Raw genomic sequence first — 26,591 nt, 5'->3', positions numbered from 1 at the left:
ATGGGAAAATCATATGGATTTATAGAAATCACTGGTGTTGTAGCGGCGATCAATGCCCTGGACATCATGTGCAAAACGGCAGACGTTGAGCTGGCGTCATGGGAGCGTAAGCTGGGCGGACGACTGGTGACCCTGATCGTACAAGGCGATGTATCAGCAGTTACAGCAGCTGTCAATGCAGCAGTGGAGCAGGCAATCAAAAAACCTGCCAGCTATGCGGTAATTGCCAATCCTCACGAGGAAATCGTCAAACTGGTTGAGCTGAGTGCAAGCCGGTGGAAAAAGAAACAGCAGGAAAATCCGGAAGAAGCACTGGCAAGCAAAAACAGCAGCAAAAAATAAGCTGCTGCACCAAAATAGTCAGAAGTAAACAGAACAAATAAAGCATTTATAATCCACAAGGAGGATATGATCATGACACAGGAAGCATTAGGAATGGTTGAGACAAGAGGACTTACAGCAGCTATCGAGGCAGCTGACCAGATGTGCAAGGCAGCTAACGTTGCACTTGTAGGAACAGAGAAGATCGGATCCGGTCTTGTAACTGTTATGGTTCGTGGAGACGTAGGAGCAGTTAAATCTGCAGTAGAGAGCGGAAGCGCAGCAGCATCCAGACTTGGAGAGCTTGTAGCTACACACGTAATTCCGAGACCTCATACAGACGTTGAGAAAATCCTTCCGGTTCTTAAATAATCCAACTGATTAGTTCCAAGATGCACCGGCCCAAGGGCCATTAAGGGTTCGGGCCGGTGCGTTTTGAGTTAATTTCAGTTATGAAACCGAAAGAAAGCAGGTGTACTCTTGGAAACGAATAATATTGAAATGATCACAAAAATGGTGATCGATGCGATCAACAAAAACGAAGACAAGGGCAATGGTTTTGTTGTACCTATCGGAGTTTCTGCAAGACATATTCACCTGACACAGGAGCATGTGGAGGCACTGTTCGGAGAAGGCTATCAGCTTACCAAGAAAAAAGATCTGATGGGCGGACAGTTTGCATCCAACGAAACAGTTACCATCGTAGGACTGAAGCTCCGTGCGATCGAGAATGTAAGAATCCTCGGACCTGTCCGCAGTAAATCACAGGTTGAGGTTTCAGCAACAGATGCGATCAAGCTGGGAATGAAGGTTCCGGTACGTATGTCCGGTGATCTTGCAGGAAGTGCACCGATCGCGATCGTTGGACCAAAAGGTGCCATTTATCTGAAAGAGGGATGTATTGTGGCTATGCGTCACATTCACATGGCTCCGAAAGATGCCCAGGCTGCGGGTGTACATGATGGCGATATTGTTTCCGTAAAAGCTGACAATGAGCGCGGAACGATCTTTAATCAGGTTAAGATCCGTGTAGATGACAGCTTTACATTGGAAATGCATATTGATACAGATGAAGCAAATGCAGCAAGAATTGCCACAGGCAATACAGTTACCATAATCAAATAATATTCCTCCTTTTGGGATGCCGTTTTCAGGCATCCCAAAAGGAGGATATAGAGAAAACGGAGGCTCATATGATCGTAGGCAAAGTAGTTGGAAGTATTGTTTCCACACGAAAAAGTGAAAAACTCATAGGAAATAAATTCATGATCGTGGAGCCGGTGCATCATATGAAAGCCGAGCACAGCCAGATTGTCGCTATTGATATCATCGGTGCGGGAATCGGCGAATATGTATTGGTGGCACAAGGAAGCGCAGCAAGAATTGGCTGCGGCGTAGAAACAGCACCGGTAGATGCCGCCATCGTCGGTATCGTAGACGACGGTGCAGGATTGGAGTAACGCCATGGATATCAAAGAATTACAGAAAATTATGCAGGAGAATGGTGTTGTCGGAGCAGGTGGAGCAGGTTTCCCTACATACATGAAACTGACAGACAAAGCGGATACCATTCTTATGAACTGTGCAGAGTGCGAACCATTACTGAAACTTCACAGACAGTTGTTGGAGAAGCACGCATACGAGATCATGAAAACATTCGATATGGTTGCGGAGACGGTAGGAGCTTCACAGGCCATTATCGGAATCAAAAAGTCTTATGTACAGACGATCAATGCTTTAAATCAGCATATTGAAGAATTCCCGAGGGTTAAGATCCATCTTCTGGATGAGGTTTATCCGATGGGTGATGAGGTTGTTCTTATTTATGAGGCAACCGGACGTGTGGTACGGCCAGGAGGACTGCCAATCGAGCAGGGAGTAGCCGTATTCAATGTAGAGACACTCTACAATGTATACCGCGCGGTAGAAGAACACAAACCGGTTACAAGCAAATATGTTTCCGTTGTTGCAGAAGTTGAGAATCCTGTTACAGTGAAAGTTCCACTGGGATGCACACTGGAAGAGGTTGTTGCCCAGGCAGGCGGAACAACTGTGAAAGATCCTGTATATTTCGTAGGCGGCCCGATGATGGGACGTATCGGAAACGGTTCTGATCCGGTTACAAAAACAACGAACGCAATCCTGGTTCTTCCAAGGGACCATGTTATTGTCATGAAGAAGCAGCGGACTTCTTCTATAGATCTGAAGAGAGCAGCATCCATCTGCTGCCACTGCCATACATGTACAGATCTTTGCCCGAGACACAATCTGGGACACCCGATCGATCCGGCAATGTTCATGATGGCAGCATCCAATCAGGATTTCAGAAATGTAAATCCTTATATCAATTCTGCATTCTGCAGCTCCTGTGGTGTCTGCGAGATGTATGCGTGTCCGCAGAGCCTGGCTCCGAGAACACTGCTTGCAGATATGAAGGGTGGACTTCGTAAGGCAGGAATCAGACCACCTCAGGGTGTTCAGCCGAAGCCGGTTCAGGAGTCCAGAGAATACCGCAAGGTTCCTGAGGAGCGTCTGATGGCACGTCTGGGACTTACCAAATATGACAAGGATGCACCGCTTCAGGAAGAACTTGTAAACGTATCGAAGGTAAAGGTTCTCTTAAGCCAGCATATCGGTGCACCGGCACAGGCAATCGTAAATGTAGGCGATATGGTAACAGAAGGCCAGATGATCGCACAGCCTGCACAGGGATTAAGTGTCGGAATCCATGCAACCATCAGCGGTAAGGTTACAGAAGTGACAGACCGCCATGTTGTAATTGCAAGAAATTAGAAAGGACGTGCACAAAATGAGTAGAGCAATCGGAATGATTGAGTTTAAAACCACACCAGCTGGTATCACTGCAGCAGATGCCATGGTTAAGACATCTGAAGTAGAGATCGTGGAGGCGCAGACAGTATGTCCGGGAAAATATATTGCAATTATCACCGGAGATTTAAGCGCAGTAAAAGCTGCTGTAGACACAGCTGTAACAACATACGAGGACAAATGTATTGACAGTTTTGTACTGGGCAATCCACATGAGTCCATTTTCCCGGCAATCTACGGAACCACACAGGTCGAGGAGATTAGTGCCCTGGGAATTCTTGAGACCTATGATGCAGCATCTATCATCGAGGCGGCAGATCAGGCAGCTAAGACAGCTATCGTTGATCTGATCGAGCTTCGTATCGCCAAGGGTATGTGCGGTAAATCATACATGCTTCTTACCGGCGAGGTTTCTGCAGTGGAGGCTTCTATCGAAAGAGCAAAAGAGCTGGTAGCTGAAAAAGGAATGTACATGGATTCCTCAGTGATCGCTCATCCGGACAAGAGAATGATCGATACGATCCTTTAATATTGTCTTTATATCTGAGGGATATCCTTTTGAAGGGTATCCCTGCAATGACATCTGAAAAGGAGGCATCTTATGCTAGCATTAGAGAGAAGAAATCTGATTCTCGAGAAATTACAGGAAGAGAAAAGGGTTGTTGTAAGTGAACTAAGCCAGCTTTACAGTGTCTCAGAAGAAACCATCCGCCGTGATCTGGACAAGCTGGAAAAAGAGGGACTTGCCACAAAGAGTTATGGCGGTGCGGTGATCAACGAAGATGTCGGTATTGATTTACCATTTAATGTTCGTAAAAACCAGAATGTACAGGGAAAGCAGAAAATGGCGGAGATTGCTGCTTCCATGGTGAATGACGGAGATCACATTTTTCTGGATGCCAGCACAACGGCAGTTTTTGTGGCCAAGGCGCTGAAAGAAAAAGAACGTCTCACCGTTGTTACCAATTCTATGGAGATCCTTCTGGAGCTCTCGGATGTATCCGGCTGGAATATTATTTCCACCGGTGGAGTGATGAAGGAAGGGTATCTTGCATTTCTTGGTGCCAGAACCGAAGAAGTGATCCGTTCTTATTATGTGGACAAGGTGATCTTTTCCTGTAAGGCATTAAACGAGGATATGGGGATCATGGAATCCAAAGAAGCCTTTGGAACAACCAAAAAAGCCATGATCAATTCCGGAAAAATGCGTATTCTGGTGGTAGACAGCACAAAATTTGATCAGACTGCTTTTTCCGTGGCAGGACAGCTGCGGGATATCGAGACGGTCATCACAGACAAAAAACCGTCTGAAAAGTGGTTGGATCATTTCAACAGGCATAAGATCGAATGCATCTACCCGAAATAGATTGAACATATATCGTGAAACGATCTTGTTCATGAGCATGTAGTGTATGCGGAATGCGGAGATCCGCTTTACTTTATCCGAACACAGGCAGACAAAAGAGAACTGTGTTTCGGTATGACGAGAGGGAGCAGTTTCTATGAATACATTTGAAATGAAAACAGCCATCCATTTTGGAGCTGATGCCCTGGGAAGACTGAGAGATATTCCATACAAAAGAGTCCTTGTTGTCACAGATCCGTTTGTTGTAAAAAGCGGAATGATCGATATGATCACAAAACCGCTTCAGGCAGGTGGAAAAGAATTTGATATTTTCTGTGATGTTGTTCCGGACGCTCCGGTTGGAAAAATTGCCGAAGGAGTCAAAAAATTCCTTCAGTATCAGCCGGAAGCAATCGTTGCAGTAGGTGGTGGCTCTGCCATCGACTCCTCCAAGGCAATCCGTGAGTTTGCCCTGAAGATCAACAATTACGGAAAGGTTGGACTGGTTGCCATTCCTACAACAAGTGGTACTGGCTCCGAGGTTACTTCTTTTGCAGTTGTAAATGATACAGAAGCACATGTGAAATATCCGTTGATCTCAGACAGCCTGACAGCCGATGAGGCAATCCTGGATGCTGAGCTTGTACGCAGTGTTCCACCTGCGATCACAGCAGATACAGGTATGGATGTTCTGACTCATGCAATTGAGTCTTATGTCAGCATCAATCACAATGAGTTTACTTCTGCACTTGCAGAGAAATCCATTGAGATCTGTGGTGTATATCTTTACCGTGCATATGTTGATGGTAATGATATGCATGCAAGACAGAAAATGCATGTAGCATCCTGTCTGGCGGGACTTTCCTTTAATGCCGCAGGACTTGGTATCACACACAGTATGGCGCATCAGCTGGGGGCTATTTTCCATATTCCTCACGGAAGAGCTAATGCGATGCTGTTGCCGCATATTGTTGAATATAATGCAAATATCAACAAACGCAGCAGAAGCCAGAAAGAATATCTTCCGGCAGTAAAGAGATATTCCAATATTGCACATCTTCTTGGACTGAGCAATTATAACGAAGTTATGAGCGTAAGATCTCTTGTAAACTGGATCCAGTTTATGCAGAAAGAGATGAATATCCCGCTTACCATCGAAGAGATGAAGACGATCACACCGGATGCTTATTTTGCGGCGGTTGATAAGATGGCGGATATGGCACTTGCGGATGCCTGCACAGCGGCAAATCCGCGTGTACCGAAGAAAGAGGATATTGTTAAGATTTATACTAAACTTTGGTCTTTTTGATAAAAGATGAAAACCGCAAAGGGGCCGCAAAGCCGCGGCCCCTCTGCACACCCCTCGGGCTTTTTTTAGAGTGCTTGACTGTGGCGGGCGGAAGGGTATTGACTTGTGCCTGTATGCTGCGGTTGTTCCGGGTTGAACGTTGTGCCGATGGGGCGCTGTGGCGCCTTGAATGTGTGACGTTTTGGCGGAGGCTGGCGCGTTTGTGAACGCCGCGCCTGGTTTGCTGGGATGGTTGTGGTGTGTGTTACGTTTGCGTGGAATACGTGGACGCGTTTGTGAACGCCGCGCTTGGTTTGCCGGGATGGTTGTGGTGTGTGTTTACGTATGTGTGGTATGCGTAGCATTTCGAGGATTGTAAAATTGGTCTGATATGGGTGGGATTATTTATCAGGAGTTGCTGGGAGGTTGAGCTGGGATGGAGGTTTATACCGGGTATGGTGATAAGGGGATGACGGATCTTTCCCATACGAAGAATGTTTCAAAGTCGGATGATCGGATTTGTCTGATGGGGTCAGTTGAGGAGCTGATGAGTCATATTGGGCTTGTGCGGGTTCTGATTGATGATGCGGATGTTGTCCGGATGCTGGAGAAGATCTCGGAGACTTTGAAGAAGATCATAGATGGAGTTTCTGATCCTTATAATCGGGAATTTAAGGTCAGTGAAGACCGGACGGAGCTTCTGGAGGAGGAGATTGGCCGGATGAAAGAGATTTTTTCCGGAGAGAGGCTTCCGATTCTTCCGGGGGATTCCCGAGTTGCGGCTGAGATCGATGTAACAAGAGCTGTGGCGCGGAGGGCTGAGAGAGAGCTTGCGCTGGTCAGTGTGAAGTTTGGATCGGATACCGGAGCCAAGAAATATATGAATCGATTGTCGGATTATTTTTATGTGTTGGCAAGGTATGTGGATGCATCGAAGATTGAAGAGAAGAAGACAGATATTTCTGAAAGTGTTCAGGAATCTGTGAAAGCAGAAACTGCTGGGATTGTAGCTAATGTTGGGGCAGAGGCTGTAGGAACTGTTGGAAGTAGTGCAGATGTTGCAGCGGGTACATCAGCGGTGGATGTAAGAACACAGGATCTACAGATGGTGCAGAAAAGGGATGTACAGGCTTTTGATGTGCAGAATGGGACTGTGACGACAGCAGTGGGAGGAAATACGGCAATGGCACAGAATGACAGTATGGCAGCAAATACGGCGATGATCCAGGAAGTGCTGAAGCGTATGGGTATCCAGGGGCGTATCACATTGGATTCTGCCAAGAGGCTTATCGAGAAGATCGAGCAGGAAGCTTTGAGAAGAAACAAGCCTTCTGTAATTGCGATATGCAGCCCGGATGGAAATCCGGTTGCGGTTCATGTGATGGATGGATCTTTTCTTGTAAGCTTTGAGGTGGCTTTGAAGAAGGCCTATACATCGGTTGCAGTGAAGATGTCCACCATGGAGCTTTCCAGACTGACACAACCGGGCCAGACATTTTATGGCCTTGGAAAAATGAGTGACAATATTGTGATATTCGGAGGTGGTGTACCCCTAAAGGTTGGAGATACCATCATCGGCGGTCTCGGTATCAGCGGCGGTACCGGCGAAGAGGATAACAGCCTTGCAGAGTATGGATTGCAGGTACTGAATGAGGTACTGTAGGATAAAAACAAAACGTATAGACAGCTCAGAGAGAATAAATAAAAGGGACGTGTTGCAGTGATGATTTTTAAATCAATACTGCGGCACGTCCCTTTTGAATTATTTATTTCCAGCTAATCTTCAGGCATTTAACGGAAATATCACTTTTTTCCGGTGCCTGGACCATGTTCTGGATGAAATAGGTTTTTGTCATGGATTTTCCGGGCTTTAGGTTCAGTGTCAGGTTCTTGGTCCAGTACATCTGGTCATAGATACCGGAACCTGTGGTGATCTGTACTTTTGCGGTGGTGATGGTTTTTGCAGAAGTATTGGTGAATTTTAAGGTATAATAGGTCTTCATGTCATTGGGGCCATACTTGATACCGGCAACACGGATCTTCAGATTTTTGACGGTAGGTTTGGCGGCCGGTACGGATACGGTAATAGTGATCTTACGATTGACACCGTTTAAGTTTGCGGTAACCGTGGCTGACCCTTTTTTCTTTGGGACAAGATAGTTTCCGGAAATGGCAAGTACGGAAGGCTTGCTGGATTTTGCATTTTTGATGGTCAGATTGGTGCCGCCCTTCAGATTGATAAGGGAACGCATGCTGACCTTGGAGCCAACTTTGAGTGTAGTTTTGGAAGCGCGGAAGGTTGCTACGGTTTTTGAAGGCGAGGTTACTTTTCCGGTCAGCTTACAGGCTGCGGCCTTTGGATAGGATAAAGTGATCTTTGCGGATCCGGCTTTCATGCCCTTCAGGGTAACTGTGAAACGGCTGTGTTTTTTGGAATCCTGAGTGATGCTTTGTACCTTGAGAACAGAGCTGTTGGAAGAAGTAACCTTGAATTTTGATTTGCTGATGGTTTTTACGTAGGGATCAGAAATCTCAATTCCGATGGAAGTGGTTTTTCCGGTTCGGATGCTCTGGTTCAGATAATTGTTGTTGGTGATAAAAATTTCCGGTACTGCCTGTTTGATGGTAACCTCATAGTCACAGTCTACCGGTACCGGACATTCTTTATTGCCGAAATCGAACTCCAGGTAGCCATCCTCTATGTTGTCATCGTAGGTGAAAAAGGTTTCCTTGTATGCCAGCGGTGTATAATTTGAAGTGTTCAGCTTAACCACATTGATCCCATCGATGGAAAATGTGGTGCTTTTTGGGATGACTCCCTTGGGTGAATAAAAGCTTACACGAACTGTCACGGCATAGACCCGTTTTTGGCAGTTTGCATTTTTGATGTTGATCGGGAAATTAATGTCTGAAAATTCATCTTCGATCACACCGTCGGTATCACGGATAGTGGAAGTGGTTCCTTTGGTCACGACCCGGACTCTGGCGTGGGCATCCTGGGGAAGCAGGAGCACAATAACGGAAAAAAGAAACAGGAAAAAAATTGCTTCGATGGTTTTTATTTTTCTTTTACACATGACAAACCCTCCTTTTTTTATGAGCATACCGGCTGTTACTGAACAGAGGAGCGGGTACTCCATGAATTCATGGTCCTCTGTTGTGGGACAGTATAAACAGACTCTTTCTCTTATATCATTATAACAGGAAACCAGGGAGGAAGTGCTTTGTGATTTTTTTGTATCAATTGGCAATTTATCTGTAAATATGTTAAAATAAAATATTCGGAAAACAGCAGCGATTCGACAATGAAAAAGAGAAGCGTTACAGTTCCGGTGGGAACGTAACAGAAAGGATCATGTCGATTTATGACGAAACAGGAACTTTTAAAGACCCATTTCGGGTATGATACATTCAGAGAAGGGCAGGAAGCGGTGATCGATGCGCTTCTTGCAGGAAAAGATGTTCTGGCAGTGATGCCAACCGGCGCAGGAAAATCCATCTGCTATCAGGTACCGGCACTGATGATGAAGGGGATCACACTGGTAATATCACCGTTGATCTCCCTTATGAAGGATCAGGTGAGAAGCCTGAACCAGGTCGGTATCTCAGCAGCATACCTCAACAGCTCTCTGACGCAGGGGCAGTATTTCACAGCCTTGCGCTATGCAAAGGCAGGACGATATCCGATCATCTATGTAGCACCGGAGAGGCTTACCACAGAGGCGTTTCTGGATTTTGCGCTGAGCGCGGATATTTCCATGATCGCAGTGGATGAGTCACACTGTGTATCACAGTGGGGACAGGATTTTCGGCCAAGCTATCTGAAGATCGCAGAGTTTGTGGCACAGCTTCCAAAAAGACCGGTGATCGGTGCATTTACAGCTACAGCCACGAAGGAGGTCAGGGAGGATATTGCAAGACTTCTGGGGCTTCAGGATCCCTTTTGCACAACCACAGGATTTGACAGGGAAAACCTTTATTTTGCAGTGAAAACACCGAAAGATAAATATAAGGAAGTACACGATTACATACTGGAGCATCCGGACGACAGTGGAATCATCTACTGTCTCACCAGAAAGCTGGTGGAGGAGGTCTGCGGAAAGCTGATCCGTGACGGCATCACGGCCACCAGATATCATGCAGGACTTTCCGATGAGGAACGCCGGAACAATCAGGATGATTTTATTTATGACCGCTGTCGTGTGATGGTAGCCACCAATGCATTTGGAATGGGAATCGACAAGTCCGATGTACGTTATGTCATTCATTATAATATGCCGAAGAACATGGAAGGCTATTATCAGGAAGCAGGCCGTGCGGGCCGTGACGGCGATCCTGCGGAATGTATCCTGCTTTACAGCGGGAAGGATGTGGTTACCAATCAGTATCTTATCGAGAGAGGACAGGACAACCAGGAAATGGAAGCGGCAGCCTGGCGCCTTGTCCGGGAGCGTGATCAGGAGAGGCTGAAGCAGATGACCTTTTACTGCTTTACTCATGATTGTCTGCGTGAGTACATCCTGAAATATTTTGGGGAATACGGAAAAAGCTATTGCGGAAACTGCCTGAACTGCCAGACCGAGTTTGAAGAGCAGGATGTGAGCCAGGAGGCCAGGGCAATGATCCGGTGCGTGGAAAGCAGTGGTCAGAGATACGGAGTGAACGTGATCCTGGATACTCTGCGCGGCGCATCTACGGCGAAGATCCGGCAGTATGAGATGGATGGAAATCCGGAATATGGAGTCTGTGCAAAGATTCCGGCACACCGGCTGCGGCAGATCTTTAATTATCTGGTACTGAAGGAATATCTTCATCTGACGGATGACGGATATACGATTGTAAAGCTGACTACCGCTTCCAGGTCATTTCTGGAGGAGGAGCATATCCTCACAATGAAAATGTCAAAAGAGCTGGAGACGAAGAAAAAAGAGAAACGGAGCAGACTTCCGAAATCTGCAGTCGGGGAGCTGGGAGAACAGGATGAGCCCCTTTTTCAGAAGCTCCGTGCTCTTCGCCTGGAAATCGCCAGAGAGGAAAAAATCCCCCCTTATATGGTCTTTTCCGACAAAACCCTTATCCATATGTGCATTCTGAAGCCCGGAAACGAGGAGGAAATGCTGAATGTGACAGGAGTCGGCAGGCACAAGTACGAAAAATACGGAAAAAGGTTTATAGACGCGGTGAAAAATCTGTAGGAAAGAGACTTTTGCCGTCGGAAAATGAAGAGCGAAATGTTCTGAAATTTCTTGCATTTTAAAGAGGCATTTGTTAGAATAAGACAAGCAGGAAACATCCGGCGGCTATAGTGCGGCCGGATCGTTTTTAACTGTATCATATTCTGCTGCACGTTCCGGTGCAGCGTACAGGCATTTCGCAAGCAGAGTTCTATGCAGCAGTGGAATCCCTTCGAGTAGATGGACCGACTGTGTGAGATATCCGTTGGTCAGAAGCAAGCAGTGAGGTGGATGATCGTATCCGCTTTCAATTAAGACATAATCTGGTGCTGGTCACTGCGTGAACAGAGATCAGGCTCCTTCACGATCTGCGTCGGCTTTTTCATGCAGAAAATCTGCCCTGCCGGCTTTTTTCTCATACAGAAGAGTAGCATGTATTCATAAAGACATGAACATAGCCCGTCTGCAAAACGGGAATCCGTTCCGGCATGACTGTTCTCCACCAGGCCGAAAAAGCTGTATTTACATAAAACAGCCCAATTCCTCAAAAAGCAGGATATCCGCAATATGTGCGAAATCCTGCTTTTTGTCATGTAATACTCTGGTATGTGCCATTAAGACGTGGAAAAATATTTCAGCGTCTTTTATATTTGCCGGGGGTGATCCCCTTGTACTTTTTGAAGGTACGGATAAAGTAGCTCAGATCATTAAAGCCATTCCGATAGGCGATCTCCGTGATGGAATCATCGGTGGTAGCCAGCTGGCAGCAGGCCTGCTCGATCCTCTGGCGGTTGAGGTAATCCATTGGTGTCTGATGCGTCATCTCGGAAAAGAACCGGCAGAAATATTTGGGAGACATGGAAACCGAAGCGGAAAGCTCCTGTAGGGTAATGGGACTGGCATAGTTCTTTTCAATAAATTCCACGACCTGCTTCAGCTGGACAATGCGCTTGTAATCTCGTCTGGTTTTCCGCAGGCTTTCCAGGTAGTAATGATTACCAAAAACCAATCCGAAAAAGTGGTAAAATTGTCCAAACACAACCAGCTCATATCCTGGCTTCCTCTGCCAGAAAGAATCAAAAAGAGAGTTCACTGCTCTCTGGATATCAGGCTGCTTTTCAGTGAAATGGTGATAGATCAGAAGCTCCTGGTGGCTGATCTTCTGCATATATTCTGTGCAGACGGAATTAAATTTCAGAAACATGTTCATATCAAAAACAATGCACTGATAGATACAATCCTGAGGAATTCCGGAATGCAGAACTCCACTATTGACAAAAATCACATCTCCGGCTTTTGCTGTAAAACTTTTTTCGTCTAAAGTGACGGTGAGAGTGCCCTGTAATACACGCATGATTTCACATTCTACATGCCAGTGGTAGGACATGACATAGCGTGGATGGCTGCTGTCAATGTGGTGGAATTCAAAAGGAAATTCATAGGTACCTCGAAGTCTGTCCTCATTTCTTCCAAGATCGTGCAAAATACAACCCTTCTTTCTTAAATTTTATAGTTTTTTTAGGAACTCATATGAAAAAGTGAATATTGTACTGTTTTTTGCTATTATAACACAAGTAATTTAAAAGATGCAATCGTATAATAAAAGCATAGTTCGGACAGGAGTTGTTGGAACGTAAAAAAACTGTAAGTTATAATAGTGAATATAAATTTAGGAGGTAATTGTTACTATGGCAAAGAGCAGATTAGTAGGCAGCTATCCGGTTATCGGTATCAGACCAACCATCGACGGACGTAGAGGAGCCCTCGATGTAAGAGGATCTCTGGAAGATCAGACTATGAACATGGCCAAATCCGCAGCAAAGCTTTTCGAGGAGAACCTGAAATATTCAAATGGTGAGTCTGTAAAAGTTGTTATTGCTGATACCACCATCGGACGTGTTGGTGAGAGCGCTGCATGTGCGGATAAATTCCGTAAAGAGGGTGTAGATATCACTCTTACAGTTACACCATGCTGGTGCTACGGAGCTGAGACCATGGATATGGATCCACAGACCATCAAGGCTGTATGGGGATTCAACGGAACAGAGAGACCTGGTGCTGTATATCTGGCATCCGTTCTTGCTACACATGCACAGAAGGGCCTTCCGGCATTCGGTATCTACGGACATGACGTTCAGGAAGCTGACGACACATCCATTCCGGAAGACGTTAAAGAGAAACTGTTAAGATTCGGCCGTGCAGCAGTTGCAGCTGCATCCATGAGAGGTAAATCCTACCTGCAGATCGGTTCTGTAACAATGGGTATCGGCGGATCTATCATCGATTCTGATTTCATCGAGTCCTATCTCGGAATGAGAGTTGAGTCTGTTGATGAGGTAGAGATCATCCGTCGTATGACAGAGGGAATCTATGATCACGCAGAGTATGAGAAAGCTCTTAAATGGGCAAAAGAGACCTGCAAGATCGGCTGGGACAAGAACCCGGAAGAGCTTCAGTTCTCACCAGAGAAGAAAGAGGAGCAGTTCGAGTTTGTTGTTAAGATGGCAGTTATCATCAAAGAGCTGATGAACGGCTGTGATAATCTTGATCCGAAATTCTCTGAGGAAGCAATCGGACACAATGCTCTTGCAGCTGGATTCCAGGGCCAGAGACAGTGGACAGACTTCTATCCAAACGGTGACTTCGCAGAGGCTATGCTGAACACATCCTTCGACTGGAATGGCGCTCGTGAGCCGTACATCCTTGCTACAGAGAACGATGTTCTCAACGGACTTGGAATGCTGTTCATGAAACTCCTTACAGGACGTGCTCAGATCTTCGCTGATGTTCGTACATACTGGAGCCCAGAGGCAGTTAAGAAAGCTACAGGATATGACCTTGAGGGTGTTGCCAAAGAAGCTGGCGGATTCCTTCATCTGATCAACTCCGGTGCTGCTTGCCTGGATGCTAACGGACAGGCTAAAGAGGCTGACGGAACACCAGTTATGAAACAGTGGTGGGATGTTACAGAGGCAGACCAGAAAGCAATCATGGACAATACAGAGTGGTGTATGGCCGACAACGGATACTTCCGTGGAGGCGGATACTCCAGCCGTTATGAAACACGTGCTCAGATGCCTGCAACTATGATCCGTCTGAACCTTGTAAAAGGACTTGGACCGGTTCTTCAGATCGCAGAGGGATGGACAGTAGCCCTTCCGGAAGAGGTATCTGACAAGCTCTGGAAACGTACAGACTACACATGGCCATGTACATGGTTCGCTCCAAGATGCGATGGCAAAGAGGGACCGTTCAAAACAGCTTACGATGTAATGAACAACTGGGGTGCTAACCACGGTGCGATCTCCTACGGACACATCGGTGCAGACCTGATCACAATGTGCTCTATGCTGAGAATCCCGGTATCCATGCACAACGTTCCTGAGAAGGATATCTATCGTCCGGCAGCTTGGAACGCATTCGGTATGGAAAAAGAGGGTGCAGACTTCCGCGCTTGCAAGAACTATGGACCACTTTACAAATAAATCATATTGTTAAGATAACGGAATATCAAATCCTCCGGCATGCATGTGCCGGAGGATTTTTTTGTGCCGTGGTATATGGATAGTTGGGAAATATACTGTTCGGATCTACGGAAAAAAGTTATAATAGAAAAAGATATATATGAATACGGGAGGTTACGTAGATGAAATATATACAGCTGAACAATACAGATCTGAACATCAGTCCTATCTGCCTCGGAACAGCAGGATTTGGAGATAAATCAGACCTGGAAAAAAGCTTTGAGATTCTGAACGCATTTGTACGCGCAGGTGGAAATTTTATTGATACGGCAAATGTCTATTGCAAATGGCTAAAAGGACATGGAAACTGCAGTGAGCAGATCATAGGAAAATGGCTGAAAGAGAGTGGCACGCAGGGAAAAGTTATTGTGGCAACGAAGGGCGCGCACTATTCCTTTGAGGATCCGGGCCGCAGCAGAGTGAACAAAGAAGATATCCGCATGGACCTGGATGAGAGCTGCCGCACACTGGGAAAAGATGAGATGGATTTTTACTGGCTTCACAGAGATGATCCGGAGAAACCGGCGGAGGAAATCGTGGATATTCTGGAAGAATTGAAAAAAGAAGGCCGGATCCGTTATTATGGATTTTCCAATTACCGCACAGAGAGGCTGAAAGAAATTGCTCAGTGTCTGAGAGAACGAAATCTTTCAGGGATCACAGCAGTATCCAATCAGTGGAGTCTTGCAGGAATCAATCCCGGAGGAAATACAAATCCGGATCCTACACTTGTGGAGTTTTCCAGAGAAGAATATCAGTGGCACTGTGAGACAGGCGCTGCTGCCGTTCCGTTTTCTTCCACTGCAATGGGATTTTTTTCAAAACTTCAGAAAATGGGGCTTTCCTGTACAGATGCAGAGGTGGATGCATCCTGGGTGCGGGAGAAGGAAACACAGATCACAGGTCTTTCAGAAAGTATGAAAAGATCCTACTGGAACGAGACAAACCTTCGCACCTATCAGAAGCTGTTAAAGCTGCAGAAAGAAACCGGCCACAGCCTGCAGGCCCTGTCTTTGGCATACTTTTTCCATCAGCCATTCCAGACTGTGCCAGTAACCGGCGTCAGCAATCCTTCACAGCTAAAAGATGTACTGGATGCCTGTGAGATCGACCTTGCACCGGAACTGTTCGGCGGCTGGGTGAGCGCAGGAGGTGATCGATGAAACTGATCCATTTATCAGACCTTCACCTAGGAAAACGTGTCAATGAGTTTTCCATGATCGAAGATCAGAAATATATTTTGAACGAAATCCTGAGGATCATTGATGAAGAAGCACCGGATGGGATCCTTCTCGCCGGTGATCTTTATGACAGACCGGTTCCTTCGGCGGAGGCAGTGCAGCTTTTTGACCGGTTTCTTACCAGGCTTGCAAAACGGAAGATCCCGATGTATGCCATCAGCGGAAATCATGACAGTGCGGAAAGGATCGCTTTCGGTTCACAGATCATGAGCAGCAGCGGGATCTGCATGTCCCCGGTATACGATGGAAAAACAGAAAAGTACTGTTTAATGGACAGCTATGGAGAAGTTTGGATCCATCTGCTTCCATTTGTGCGTCCGGCAACTGTGAGGCACGGACTGGAAGGAGAAGAAGAGGTGGATGAGATCCGTACCTACCAGGAGGCAGTGCAGGCGGCAGTTGCACATATGGAGATTGATAAACGTTATCGCAATGTATTGATCGCCCATCAGTTTGTGGTCGGTGCCATGCGCTGCGATTCTGAAGAGATCTCCGTTGGAGGTATCGACCAGGTGGAGGCAGATGTGTTCCGGGATTTTGACTATGTGGCACTTGGCCATATCCACAGTCCTCAGAATGTGGGAAGCGAGCACATCCGCTACTGCGGAACTCCTTTGAAATATTCTTTTTCCGAGGCAGGACAGCAGAAATCTGTGACAGTTGTGGAGCTTTTGGAAAAAGGAAATCTCAGGATCAGGGAGATTCCGCTGAAGCCTCTTCGGGATATGCGAAAACTGAAAGGCACATACATGGAGATCACATCACTGTCCAGTTATCAGGACACAAACACAGAGGATTATGTGCAGATCACGCTGACAGATGAAGAAGATATCGTAGATGGAATGCAGAAGCTCCGTACTGTTTATCCGAATCTGATGAGGCTGGAATATGATAACCGACGCACAAGAGAAAACCAGGAGATCGCAGGTACAGAAACGGTGAAAAGGAAATCCGAGCTGGAATATTTTGAGGAATTTTTTGAACTGCAGAATAACCAGCCCATGAATGAAGAACAGCGGAAATATTCCGAAGATCTGATCCGTAAGATCCAGGAGGTGAAATAATGAGACCGGAAAAACTGACCATCAGTGCCTTCGGGCCCTATGCAGATAAAACAGAGATTGATTTTTCAAAGCTTGGAGAGGGCGGTCTCTACCTGATCACCGGTGACACCGGAGCAGGAAAAACTACGATCTTTGATGCGATCACCTTTGCGTTATATGGAAGAGCCAGTGGAGAGGTAAGGGAATCCGCCATGTTCCGGAGTAAGTATGCAAAAGATTCCACGGAGACTTTTGTGGAGCTTGTTTTTTCCTATCAGGGGAAGACCTATCACGTGCGCCGGAGTCCGGAATATATGGCTCCGAAAAAAAGAGGCACCGGACAGACTCTTAGAAAAGCTGAAGCACAGCTGATCTATCCGGATGAACGTCAGCCGGTGACAAAGGCAAAAGATGTTACTGCGGCAGTGGAACAGCTTCTGGGACTGAGTTATGATCAGTTCACACAGATCGCAATGATCGCCCAAGGGGATTTCCAGAAATTACTTCTGGCAGGAACTACACAGAGAGGAGAGATCTTCCGACAGCTCTTTCACACAGGACTTTATCAGCAGATTCAGATGAAACTTAAGGATGCGTCAATAGCCAGATATAAGGAATATGATGAAATGCGCCGCAGTATTGCCCAGTATTTGGATGGAGTGAAAACGGAGACTGCTTCATGGCAGGAGGCAGAGGAATTTGACGAACTGAAAAAGATAAAATTCGAGGGAAAACTGGAGCGGAGTCTGGAACTTCTGAAGCAGTTTCTGGAATATGGTGAAGCACAGGAAAAAGAGCTCCGGGAAAAAGAAGACTCGCTTAATCAGGATATACGAAAAGCAGAAGAGGCACAAAATCTTGTGGCTCAGAAACGAAATCTGGAGCTGAAAAAGAAAAAAGCGGAAAAAGATCTGGAAGAATTAACACCACTTCTACAGCTTGCAGTAGAAGAGGCGGAAAAATATAAAGATGCAGATCACAGATGTGAAGAGCTTGGAATCAGGATCCGTGAAAAAGAAGAAAAGCTGAAAAAATATCAGGAGCTGGAAAAGCTGAAAAAAGAGCTGGAAACAATCGAAGGAAAGCTTGAAACAGTCAGTGAAAAAAAAGAGAAGGATATTTCCGAAGAGCAGCTTTTGCAGAAAAAAGATGAGGAAGAAAAAAAACGCCTTTCAATACTGGCAGATGCAGGAGAAGAACTACAAAAATACAAGTTTGAGTACGATAAACTGGACAGTGAAAAACGAAGCTATGACAGCTGTCTGCTGACGGAAGAAGAGATCAAAAAAGAACAGAAACAGATAGATGGATGGCAGGAAGAAATCATCCGGAAAGAAACGCAGCAGAAGGAAGAGCTGGAGCAGCAAAAGAAAGACAAGGCGCTGTTGGACAGCGCGGAGCTGGAACTTCAGAAGGCAGAGACGAAAAAGACAGAAGGGCTTCGGAAAAAGAAAGAATTAGAAGGACTGATTGCTCTGGTTAAGGAGTTTCAAGGGGCTTATAATGCCACGAAAGAGCAGCAGAAAAAATATAAGATTTCCATTGAAAAAGTACAAAAGCAGAGAGAAGTTTACCAGAAACTGTTTCAGAGTTTTCTGGACGCGCAGGCAGGGCTCCTGGCGCAGGAACTGAAAGAGGGCTGCCCATGCCCGGTATGTGGTTCTTTCGAGCATCCGCGTCTGGGAATACTTCCCAAAGGACAGGTTGTGGATCAGGAAATCCTGGACAGAGAGAAACAAAAGCTGGACAGACTGGAGAATGACGCAAATACGCAGAGTGTGGAAGCAGGAAAACGAAAAGAACGCCAGAAAACATTATGGCATCAGATCCAGAGGGAGGCACAAGAGCTTTTACATGAGACGGAATGGAAAAAGCTGATCCCTTTGCTGAAAGAAAAACAGGACCAATGTGAAAAGCAGCTGGCAGACAGCGAGGAAGAGATTCGCATAGCAATAGAACGTAAAAAAAAGAAGAACGAAACAGAAACGTGGATCGAAAAGCTGGAAACAGAGATCGTTCAGTTACAGGAAGAGAAAAATCAATGTGACAGAAAACAGGTCGGTCTTCAGACAAGAGACGTGGAAAACAAAAAGCAGCAGCAGATAACAGTAGAAGAGATCCGAAAACTGATTCAGAAAAGTCTGGTGACAGGAAATGGAGAAGTGACGGACAACACAGCTGCAGGATTTGAAAGACAGATACAGGATATGCTCAGCTGCCTGTCAGAAAAAGTTCAGGGAAAGGAAAAAGAAGCAAAACAGAAACAGGATCTTGAGAAGCTGATCATAGAAAGAGAAAAGACTCTGAAAGAATTGGGAAGAGTTATCAATGAAGCTGCACAGGACATCGTACGTCTGGAAACAGAGAGGAAGAACAAAGCACAGAAAGTGGATGAGCTGAACGAAGAACTCGGAGAAGGTGGAAAAGAATCTCTGGAACAGGAAATAAAAACACAGAGGAAGCTGTATGAAGAGCTGAAAGAAAGCAGCAGAAGAGCTCAACAGAAATTACAGGAGATCCGGGCGGAAAAGGAAAGAATAACAGCGGTTGTAAAAAACTTTGAGGAGCAGAAAAAAGAAATCGGAGAAGTAGACGAGGATGCGCTCAGAGAGCAGTACAGCCGTTTTAGGGAAGAGAAAACACAGCTTTCGGAAAAACGAAAAGCACTTTTTTCTGTTCAGAAGGGAAATGAGGAAATATATCATAAAGTGCAGGTACGTCAGACGGAAATGACTGCGGCGGAAAAAGAATATGTCTGGATGAAAAATCTTTCGGATACCGCGAACGGAAAACTGAACGGAAAATCCAAGATCGAGTTGGAAACGTATATCCAAATGGCGTATTTTGAGCGGATCTTAAGAAGGGCTAATCTCCGTCTTCTGACCATGAGCAGCGGGCAGTATGAACTGAAGCGGCAGGAACAAAGTGAAAACAGAAAAGAGAAAGCCGGATTGGACCTGAATGTAATCGATCACTACAACGGCACGGAACGAAGTGTGAAAACGCTGTCTGGCGGGGAATCCTTCCAGGCATCTCTGTCCCTTGCACTGGGCCTGTCTGATGAAATCCAGGCCTGCGCAGGGGGAATCCGGCTGGATTCCATGTTTGTAGATGAAGGATTCGGATCCTTGGATGAGGAATCCCTGGAACAGGCCCTGAAAGCCCTGACAAGTCTGGCCGACGGAAAACGTCTGGTAGGAATTATCTCACATGTGTCAGAATTGAAAGAGCGGATCGAAAATAAGATCATCGTTACCAAAAAATGCGGTGGGGATAGTGTGGGAAGTAGTATAAAAATTCAGTGAAAACGGCAGGAAATCTTCCGGTAATCATTGGGAGTCATACCGGTCTGCTGCTTGAAAATACGGCTGAAGTAACGAAAATTGGGATATCCTACCATGTGGGATATCTCATTTACGTGATAGGAAGAAGTTTTCAGCAATTCTTTCGCTTTCTGAATACGCAGATCGGTAAGAAGATCCGTGAAATTTTTGCCGGTTGTTTGTTTGATCAATCTGCTGATATAAGGAGTACTTCGGTTAAATTCATCGGCGATACTGTATAGGCTCAGAGGTTTTTCATAATTTGCACGGATATATTCGATCAGCTGACTGGTCAGGTAGTTGTTTTTATTAATTTTATCAGTATTCAGAAGACCTGCAATCTGAAACATCCAGTCCCGAAATATTTCAGTCTTTTTTTCCGGAAGTAAGGAGGTTGAAAAAAGCTCTTTCTGTGTTTTTGTGATCTGACGTACCGAATCTGACAGTTCCGTGGAAGTTGACTGAAAAAAAGAAAGAAAAAGAGTCATAAAACTATACATGAAACTGTTGAGCTCATCAGGAGTTTGCCGGGTGAAAAACTGGGAGATCTCATCAAAATGCTTTTGAATCATTGTTTTGTCACCGGAAGACAGGGAATTGAGAAGAACCTGAAAATAGTTGGATTTTTCATACATGACAGCAACGGGGTTGGTTTCCAGATCACGGTAGAGCATGACAAAATGACTGGAATTTTTCAGGGTATTAAAAATTTCTACAGTCTGGCTTCGAAGCAGGGGAATTTCAGACAGATTCTCAGAGTGACTGCTGATGGCTGCGGACATGAGAACGTGATTCTTTTTTAGTTCCCCATGTATGAAATTAGTTATTTTTGTAAGTTGTTTTTCATCAATGTCCGGACATAAGGAATACAAAGCGTTTCCATAAGAAAAAATAAGAGCTCCCGGAATCTGTTCCTGAAGATAATGTTCGGCGATATGCGTAAAGTAATATTCTTTTTCCAGATCTTTTGAAACTGTTGTAGAACATTTGCAGTATAAAAGGTAATAGCTTTTAATATGATCCAGGCGGAGCATGGTGACTTCTTCATGAAAAGAAGAAGAAAGGGAAGTGGTGTTCCTGAAAAGTAACCGTTCAAAAAAATCTTTTTGAAGATTTCTGATATTTTCTTTTAGATAGGATTCATATTTTTTGCGCATGATCGCCTGATTTTTCCGTTCGGTGATAGTATGTATAGCTTTCAATACGGATTCTTTCAGGACGTTTTCGTCTACTGGTTTTAGGATATAATCGAAAACATGGTTTTTAATCGCTGTCTGTGCATACTTGAAATCAGAAAAACCGGTAATCAGTATTACGATCTTATCTGGAAAATTATTATGCACGAAAGAAGAAATATACAGGCCGTCTTTTCCTGGCATACGGATATCCGTAAGAATGATATCTGGTTGCTGAGAGGATATGATCTCCAGTGCTTTTGCTGCATTGTCAGAAGTAAAAATATTCTCTTTTTCTGTAAAAATCTGTGAAATATACATTTTAAGTTTTTCCAGGATGATCTTTTCATCATCAACGATCAGAATTTTCATTTTGTTAGGTCCTCCCTTTGATGTATTTGTGGAATACGGATCGTAACACATACAGAAGTACGGTCTTCCATATTTTCAAGAAGCAGTCCATAGGAATTTCCGAATTGGGACCGTAGCCGCATCTGAATATTTATAAGCCCAATGCTTTTCTGGTCGGAAAAAGAAGTTTGTGATACAGAGTGAATCTTTTCAATTACCTGGTGAGAAAACAGGGGGCCGGTGTTATAGACTTTGATCAGTACATCGTCTTTAAAAGTAAATAATTGAATAGAAAGAAAGCCATTTTCCACAGATTCACTGATACCATGTATGATAGCGTTTTCAACGACCGGCTGTATGATCAGTTTTGGGATATACAGATCTTCCATGGGATCGTTACATTCGATCAGAAAAAGAAGCCGATCCTGGAAACGCATTTTCTGAATATCCAAATATTCTCTTACGTAATTAAGATCTTCTGAAATAGTAAGAAGATCAGGGCCTTTGATGCTTATTCGCATGATATTAGCCAGTTTTGGAACGATATCTGTGATTTGCGCTGTTTTTTCAAGAGATGCCAGGCTTGAGATACAGTCCAGGGTATTGTAAAGAAAATGTGGGTTGATCTGTGCCTGAAGCGTTTTCAGCTCTGCGTTTTTCAGAAGAATCTGTTGTTCCGTGATCTTCTTTCCGGATTCCTGAAGGCGCAGGAGCATATGGTTGTATTCCTTTGTCAGCTCAGAAAATTCGTTGCTGGAAACTGTGTGGATCAGGGCGGTTTCATCGGCAACAGAAGTTTGTTTTAACTTAGTGATAAAAACCTGAAATTCCTGGGATATGGTTCTTGAAATCTGAATAACAGCGAAAATCAGTATCAAGAGAAAAAATATGGAAATAACCAGTAGTTGACGCCATACACGATTGATCGAATGAAATGCGCCGGTTGTGTTGAGAAGCCCTCCGATTTGTAAGAAATCGTTTACAGAATAGCGGATGGCATAAAAATTACTATTCCCCCTGTGGGAGTGATAATTCATATTCATGCTGGCTGTGACGGATGGGGCGTAGGGGGAAGTTGTATATACCAGGTCACTATTTTGAAAAAGGGAATAATAACTATATTCAGAATCCTGATGCTCCGTGATCATATCCTCCATAAACCGGATATTGATCTCAGTCAGTAAAATACCGATCTTCTTTTCCGGTTTCTGAATGTCAAAAATATTTTTGGCAGCAGTGATGGTATAAGGTTCCTTTGGAGAATAGTAATAACAGAGAGTTTCCTTTGGTTGTTTTAGATACTCACTGAGCTGCTCCAGTTTTTGCTCCTGTTGTTCCAGGGTGGAATTATAAATAGTCTGATTGGAAATGATCCCATTATCGGTCAGAACAATATAAACCCGTTGAATTTTAGACTGAGCACCTAAAAGATATGTGGAGAAAAGGGTGTTACACTGGGACTGAACTTCTTCCGGACTGAGCTTTTTATCTGCATAGGAATGGATCAGAGACTGAATTTCTGTTCCGTAAAGCAGCAGATCAATGTTGGAGTTCAGTGAGGAAAAATAACTGGCTGTATTTTTGGCGATAGACAGAGTATTCTTTTCATGTTCCAGAAGAATATTGTTACGGGATTCTTTTACATAAATCATATAAAAAGAAGATAACAAAATGATATAACTGAGGATCACAACTGGAAGAACGATGACAAGAATTCGAAATTTTATAGAGTGTTCTTTAAATTTTGCAGTAATAGAAAACAATTCTTACCCCTCCTTTTGGCATTATTATATAATGATGAGTGAAAAAAACCAATACATATTATGAAAAGTGACACATAATGTCAAGAAGTGTGCACTGTTTTGATATTAAAAATTATAATATAATGAGTTCATCAAAAAAGAACGGAGGGTTTACAAATGAAGAGAAGAAAGGTGACAGCGTGCGCAATGGCAGCGCTCATGGCAATGGGGCTTGTTGGAACAGTGATGCCGGTTTACGCAAAAAGTAATCTGAAAAATGCAGACGATGTAGTTGAGATCAAGATGGCAGTGTGGACTTCCGGAGCTGCGGATATTTACAATAAAGCAGCGGAAGGGTTTAATCAGACTCATGATAATATAAAATTATCTGTGGAGATGCAGTCCGGAGATTATAACCAGTATCTTGGAGCAAAGACAGCGGCAAAAGATCTGCCGGATCTTTTTGAAGTAAGTTCTTATTCTCAGGTATATGATTTTGCACAGAACGGGCTGCTGGCAGATGTAAGCGATCATGAGTTTGTGGACAAACTTTATGACAATGCAAAAGAAGCAGTTACTTATGATGGCAAAGTGTGGGGATTTCCACAGATGTATGAATGGTGGGGTGTACTTTATAATAAAGATCTTTTTAAAAAAGCAGGAATTGAAAAAGTGCCGGAAACTTTTGATGAGATGAAAGCAGTCTGTGAAAAACTTCAGGCTGCGAATATTACACCATTTACCGCTATTTATAAAGATAACTGGACAGTAAGTCAGGAATTCTGCTCCTTATTCGGAGGAGTACTTGGTGGAAAAGATAAGATCGACAGCTGGCTGGATTCCATGAATAAGGGAGAAGGAAGCTTTAAGGTGGATGGCGTAGACAGAGTCTTTGATTTTATGGATCTTATGAAAGAAAATTCCGGACAGAATTATATGGATTCGGATGCGGCCACAGGATTTTATGCATTTGCAAACCAGGAAGCAGCAATGATCTTTCTTTCAGATGCGGCAACGATTTCTGTAGGAAGTGTAACACAGGATCTTCCCATCGGATTTTTTGCAGTTCCAGTAAGTGATAACGCAGATGATGCAGAAGTTGTGGCATGTGCAACAGATGCGATCGTGGCCAACGCAAACGGGGAACACTTGGATGAAGCCCTGGAAGTGCTTGATTATATCGGAGATGGCGGGGACTGGCTGAAAACAGTGACCAACAGCTACGGCGGCTTTATGGCTTGCATGGACATTGAAGCAGATGATGAAATTGCAAGTAAGGATTATTATAAAGATCTGAAAGCGTATATGGATGCAGGAAAGGTCAGAAGTACTTTGTGGAATCAGCTTCCAAGCGGAGCAAGCGATGTTCTGGGCGATGATGTTCAGGGATATTTTGCAGGAATAACCGATGAAGATCAGACACTGGATGCTCTTGATGAAGGATTTAAAAAGCTTGCAGAAGAATAAACACACAGGAAAACAGGCGGACTTTTAAAAGTCCGCCTGCTATATACGGGGGTAGGAAACATGTCGGACATTTTATACAGAAAACAGAAAAAATATTATTTCCTTCTTGTGCTGCCGGCACTGTGTATTTATACTTTTGCGCTGGCAGGACCGTTAATTTTTGGAACGATCCCGAATTCGTTTTTCAGTTGGAATCTGATCAAAGGAACGCATAACTGGATCGGAATAAAAAACTTTGTCGATTTGGTCCATGATAGAGATTTTATACAATCTATGTTTTTGACGTTTAAACTTGCAGTGGTTACGATTGTTCTGACCAATGTACTGGCTTTTTTTATAGCTCTGGCGTTGAATACACATATTTTCGGTAAGCCAGTGATCCGGGCGTTCTTTTTTATTCCGAATATTATCAGTGGAGTTATGATCGCCCTGGCGTGGACATTTATTTTTCAGAAAGTAACGCCAATAATTGGAGAACTTTTACATTCGGAAGCAGTAAAAGGGTTTAGCTGGTTCGGGAGTTCAACGGCAGCATTTGCGGCGGTATCAGTGGTTACCGTGTGGCAGGGCCTGGGATTTTTGATGATCCTTTACATCACAGGTTTGCAGTCGATTCCTCTTGATGTGATGGAAGCGGCATGCATTGACGGATGTGTGGGACTGAATCGTATTATAAAAATCCAGCTTCCGCTTCTGATGCCAACGATTACGATCAATCTGTTTGTATCTATTGCAAATGCATTTAAAGCATTTGATATTAACTACGCTTTAACCGGCGGCGGACCTTCAAAAACAACACAGACGATCGCCATGAATATTTATGATGACGCATTTGGAACTTTTAATATGGGGTATGGCTGTGCGAAATCGGTGATCCTGTTTTTGATCATAGCAGCAATTTCCTTGATTCAGCTTAATATTACTAGAAAAAGAGAGGTGCAGTCATAATGACATGGAAAAAGAAAATTGCAGGTACCGCAGCAATGTTTATATTAGGCTTTATTTTTATTTTACCGGTATTGTGGATCGTTATGAATTCAATTAAAACAAGTCCGGAAATTGCGGCTGATTTTCTGGCATTACCAAAGTCTTTATATCTTGATAATTTTAAAAATGCCATGGAAAGCATGAATTTTTTAGTTGCATTAAAAAATTCTGTTGTGATTACATTGGGAGCTATGCTGGGAGGGCTGTTCGTATCGTTTGCCGGTGCTTTCGGAATCTCACATCTTCGTGGGAAAATCTCACAGAATCTGTATCTGTATTTTGTTTTCGGACAGATCGTGCCGTTTCATGCAGTTATGATTCCTATTTCTGTACTTGCTACAAATACCAATCTTACCAATTCCCTTGGAGGAATTATCATTCTTGATATTGGATTCTTCTGTGCGTTTGGAATTCTGACATTTACGGGATTTTTGAAAAATGTACCTCGGGAGCTGGAAGAAGCAGCCGCAATAGATGGATGTGGAGTTTTTCGAATTATGACGCAGATCGTATTTCCACTTGTTAAACCAGCAACGGTTACCATTGGTGTATTGTTTTTTATGTGGTCCTGGAATGACTTTCTGCTTCCCAGTATTCTCATTGGAGACAGTGAACTGAGACCGCTGACGGTAAATCTTTTCATGTTCAGAAGTGCTACCAGCACACAGTGGAATCTGTTTATTGCAGGACTTACCTTGTGTATTATTCCCACAATTATCCTTTACATCTGTGCACAAAAATATATTACAAGCGGACTGACAATGGGAGCTGTAAAATAAAA

21 protein-coding genes are annotated in these 26,591 nt (G+C 44.3%); 17 read left to right on the top strand and 4 right to left on the bottom strand.

Annotated features, from left to right (window positions below; genetic code table 11):
• The 9 genes from CCC70_RS05365 to CCC70_RS05325 all read left to right on the top strand — a co-directional run bounded on the left by CCC70_RS05365 (position 1) and on the right by CCC70_RS05325 (position 7,446).
• Positions 1–342, top strand: a complete 342-nt coding sequence (locus CCC70_RS05365) for a BMC domain-containing protein (protein WP_114002790.1) — start codon at positions 1–3, stop codon at positions 340–342.
• 72 nt (positions 343–414) lie between these two features.
• A complete protein-coding gene (locus CCC70_RS05360) occupies positions 415–693 on the top strand; it encodes a BMC domain-containing protein (protein ID WP_005427721.1) in 279 nt (92 codons plus the stop codon).
• Positions 694–834: 141 nt separating this feature from the next.
• Entirely contained in the window at positions 835–1,446 is a 612-nt protein-coding gene (locus tag CCC70_RS05355; protein ID WP_370816971.1) for a phosphate propanoyltransferase, read from the top strand.
• Between the two features lie 68 nt (positions 1,447–1,514).
• Positions 1,515–1,781 (top strand): EutN/CcmL family microcompartment protein, encoded by a 267-nt coding sequence (locus CCC70_RS05350; protein WP_015525950.1) that lies wholly within the window; start codon positions 1,515–1,517, stop codon positions 1,779–1,781.
• A 4-nt stretch (positions 1,782–1,785) separates the two neighbouring features.
• A complete protein-coding gene (locus CCC70_RS05345; protein WP_287084406.1) occupies positions 1,786–3,114 on the top strand; it encodes a 4Fe-4S dicluster domain-containing protein in 1,329 nt (442 codons plus the stop codon).
• 16 nt (positions 3,115–3,130) lie between these two features.
• On the top strand, positions 3,131–3,679 hold the full coding sequence (locus CCC70_RS05340) for a BMC domain-containing protein (RefSeq protein WP_015525948.1): 549 nt from the start codon (positions 3,131–3,133) through the stop codon (positions 3,677–3,679).
• A gap of 72 nt (positions 3,680–3,751) precedes the next feature.
• Positions 3,752–4,516 carry a DeoR/GlpR family DNA-binding transcription regulator gene (locus tag CCC70_RS05335; RefSeq protein WP_244791352.1) on the top strand — a complete coding sequence of 255 codons (765 nt, stop codon included), beginning with the start codon at positions 3,752–3,754 and terminating at the stop codon, positions 4,514–4,516.
• A gap of 136 nt (positions 4,517–4,652) precedes the next feature.
• Positions 4,653–5,804 (top strand): 1-propanol dehydrogenase PduQ, encoded by a 1,152-nt coding sequence (locus CCC70_RS05330; protein WP_021651538.1) that lies wholly within the window; start codon positions 4,653–4,655, stop codon positions 5,802–5,804.
• Positions 5,805–6,219: 415 nt separating this feature from the next.
• Complete coding sequence (locus CCC70_RS05325; protein ID WP_287084405.1) at positions 6,220–7,446, top strand: cob(I)yrinic acid a,c-diamide adenosyltransferase; 1,227 nt, start codon at positions 6,220–6,222, stop codon at positions 7,444–7,446.
• Between the two features lie 103 nt (positions 7,447–7,549).
• On the opposite strand, the gene CCC70_RS05320 is transcribed toward CCC70_RS05325, so the two are convergent.
• Entirely contained in the window at positions 7,550–8,860 is a 1,311-nt protein-coding gene (locus tag CCC70_RS05320) for a hypothetical protein (protein WP_287084404.1), read from the bottom strand.
• A 288-nt stretch (positions 8,861–9,148) separates the two neighbouring features.
• Between CCC70_RS05320 and recQ the strand changes: the two genes are divergently transcribed.
• Positions 9,149–10,978: a DNA helicase RecQ gene (gene recQ, locus CCC70_RS05315; protein WP_287084403.1), complete on the top strand. Its 1,830-nt coding sequence runs from the start codon at positions 9,149–9,151 to the stop codon at positions 10,976–10,978.
• A gap of 613 nt (positions 10,979–11,591) precedes the next feature.
• On the opposite strand, the gene CCC70_RS05310 is transcribed toward recQ, so the two are convergent.
• Positions 11,592–12,440 carry an AraC family transcriptional regulator gene (locus CCC70_RS05310; protein WP_021651531.1) on the bottom strand — a complete coding sequence of 283 codons (849 nt, stop codon included), beginning with the start codon at positions 12,438–12,440 and terminating at the stop codon, positions 11,592–11,594.
• A 205-nt stretch (positions 12,441–12,645) separates the two neighbouring features.
• On the opposite strand from CCC70_RS05310, the gene CCC70_RS05305 reads away from it, so the two are divergent.
• From CCC70_RS05305 to CCC70_RS05290, 4 genes are all read left to right on the top strand, one after another.
• Positions 12,646–14,442, top strand: a complete 1,797-nt coding sequence (locus CCC70_RS05305; RefSeq protein ID WP_287084402.1) for an L-fucose isomerase — start codon at positions 12,646–12,648, stop codon at positions 14,440–14,442.
• Positions 14,443–14,603: 161 nt separating this feature from the next.
• Positions 14,604–15,644 (top strand): aldo/keto reductase, encoded by a 1,041-nt coding sequence (locus CCC70_RS05300; protein ID WP_287084401.1) that lies wholly within the window; start codon positions 14,604–14,606, stop codon positions 15,642–15,644.
• Positions 15,641–16,786 carry an exonuclease SbcCD subunit D gene (locus tag CCC70_RS05295; RefSeq protein ID WP_287084400.1) on the top strand — a complete coding sequence of 382 codons (1,146 nt, stop codon included), beginning with the start codon at positions 15,641–15,643 and terminating at the stop codon, positions 16,784–16,786. Before CCC70_RS05300 ends, CCC70_RS05295 begins: the two co-directional genes overlap by 4 nt.
• Positions 16,786–20,070, top strand: a complete 3,285-nt coding sequence (locus CCC70_RS05290; RefSeq protein ID WP_287084399.1) for an AAA family ATPase — start codon at positions 16,786–16,788, stop codon at positions 20,068–20,070. The genes CCC70_RS05295 and CCC70_RS05290 overlap by 1 nt, the downstream gene beginning before the upstream one ends.
• Here the strand turns inward: CCC70_RS05290 and CCC70_RS05285 are convergent.
• Positions 20,064–21,635, bottom strand: coding sequence for a response regulator transcription factor (locus CCC70_RS05285; RefSeq protein WP_287084398.1), 1,572 nt, complete (start codon positions 21,633–21,635; stop codon positions 20,064–20,066). The genes CCC70_RS05290 and CCC70_RS05285 overlap by 7 nt on opposite strands.
• A complete protein-coding gene (locus tag CCC70_RS05280; protein ID WP_287084397.1) occupies positions 21,632–23,377 on the bottom strand; it encodes a sensor histidine kinase in 1,746 nt (581 codons plus the stop codon). The genes CCC70_RS05285 and CCC70_RS05280 overlap by 4 nt, the downstream gene beginning before the upstream one ends.
• Positions 23,378–23,533: 156 nt before the next feature.
• Here CCC70_RS05280 and CCC70_RS05275 point away from each other — a divergent pair, with 156 nt between their 5' ends.
• Genes CCC70_RS05275 through CCC70_RS05265 form a run of 3 tightly spaced genes read left to right on the top strand, consistent with a single transcriptional unit; the run spans position 23,534 to position 26,589 of the window.
• Entirely contained in the window at positions 23,534–24,823 is a 1,290-nt protein-coding gene (locus tag CCC70_RS05275; RefSeq protein WP_021651522.1) for an ABC transporter substrate-binding protein, read from the top strand.
• A gap of 60 nt (positions 24,824–24,883) precedes the next feature.
• Positions 24,884–25,771 (top strand): carbohydrate ABC transporter permease, encoded by an 888-nt coding sequence (locus tag CCC70_RS05270; RefSeq protein WP_118608077.1) that lies wholly within the window; start codon positions 24,884–24,886, stop codon positions 25,769–25,771.
• Positions 25,771–26,589, top strand: a complete 819-nt coding sequence (locus tag CCC70_RS05265) for a carbohydrate ABC transporter permease (protein WP_021651520.1) — start codon at positions 25,771–25,773, stop codon at positions 26,587–26,589. Before CCC70_RS05270 ends, CCC70_RS05265 begins: the two co-directional genes overlap by 1 nt.
• The last annotated feature ends 2 nt before the right edge of the window (positions 26,590–26,591 follow it).

The sequence above is a fragment of the Blautia sp. LMAG:89 genome (assembly GCF_008679485.1).
Lineage (GTDB): Bacteria > Bacillota > Clostridia > Lachnospirales > Lachnospiraceae > Blautia_A > Blautia_A fusiformis.
The sequence above is the reverse complement of the archived record's forward strand: the minus strand, read 5'-3'. Positions and strand labels throughout refer to the sequence as shown.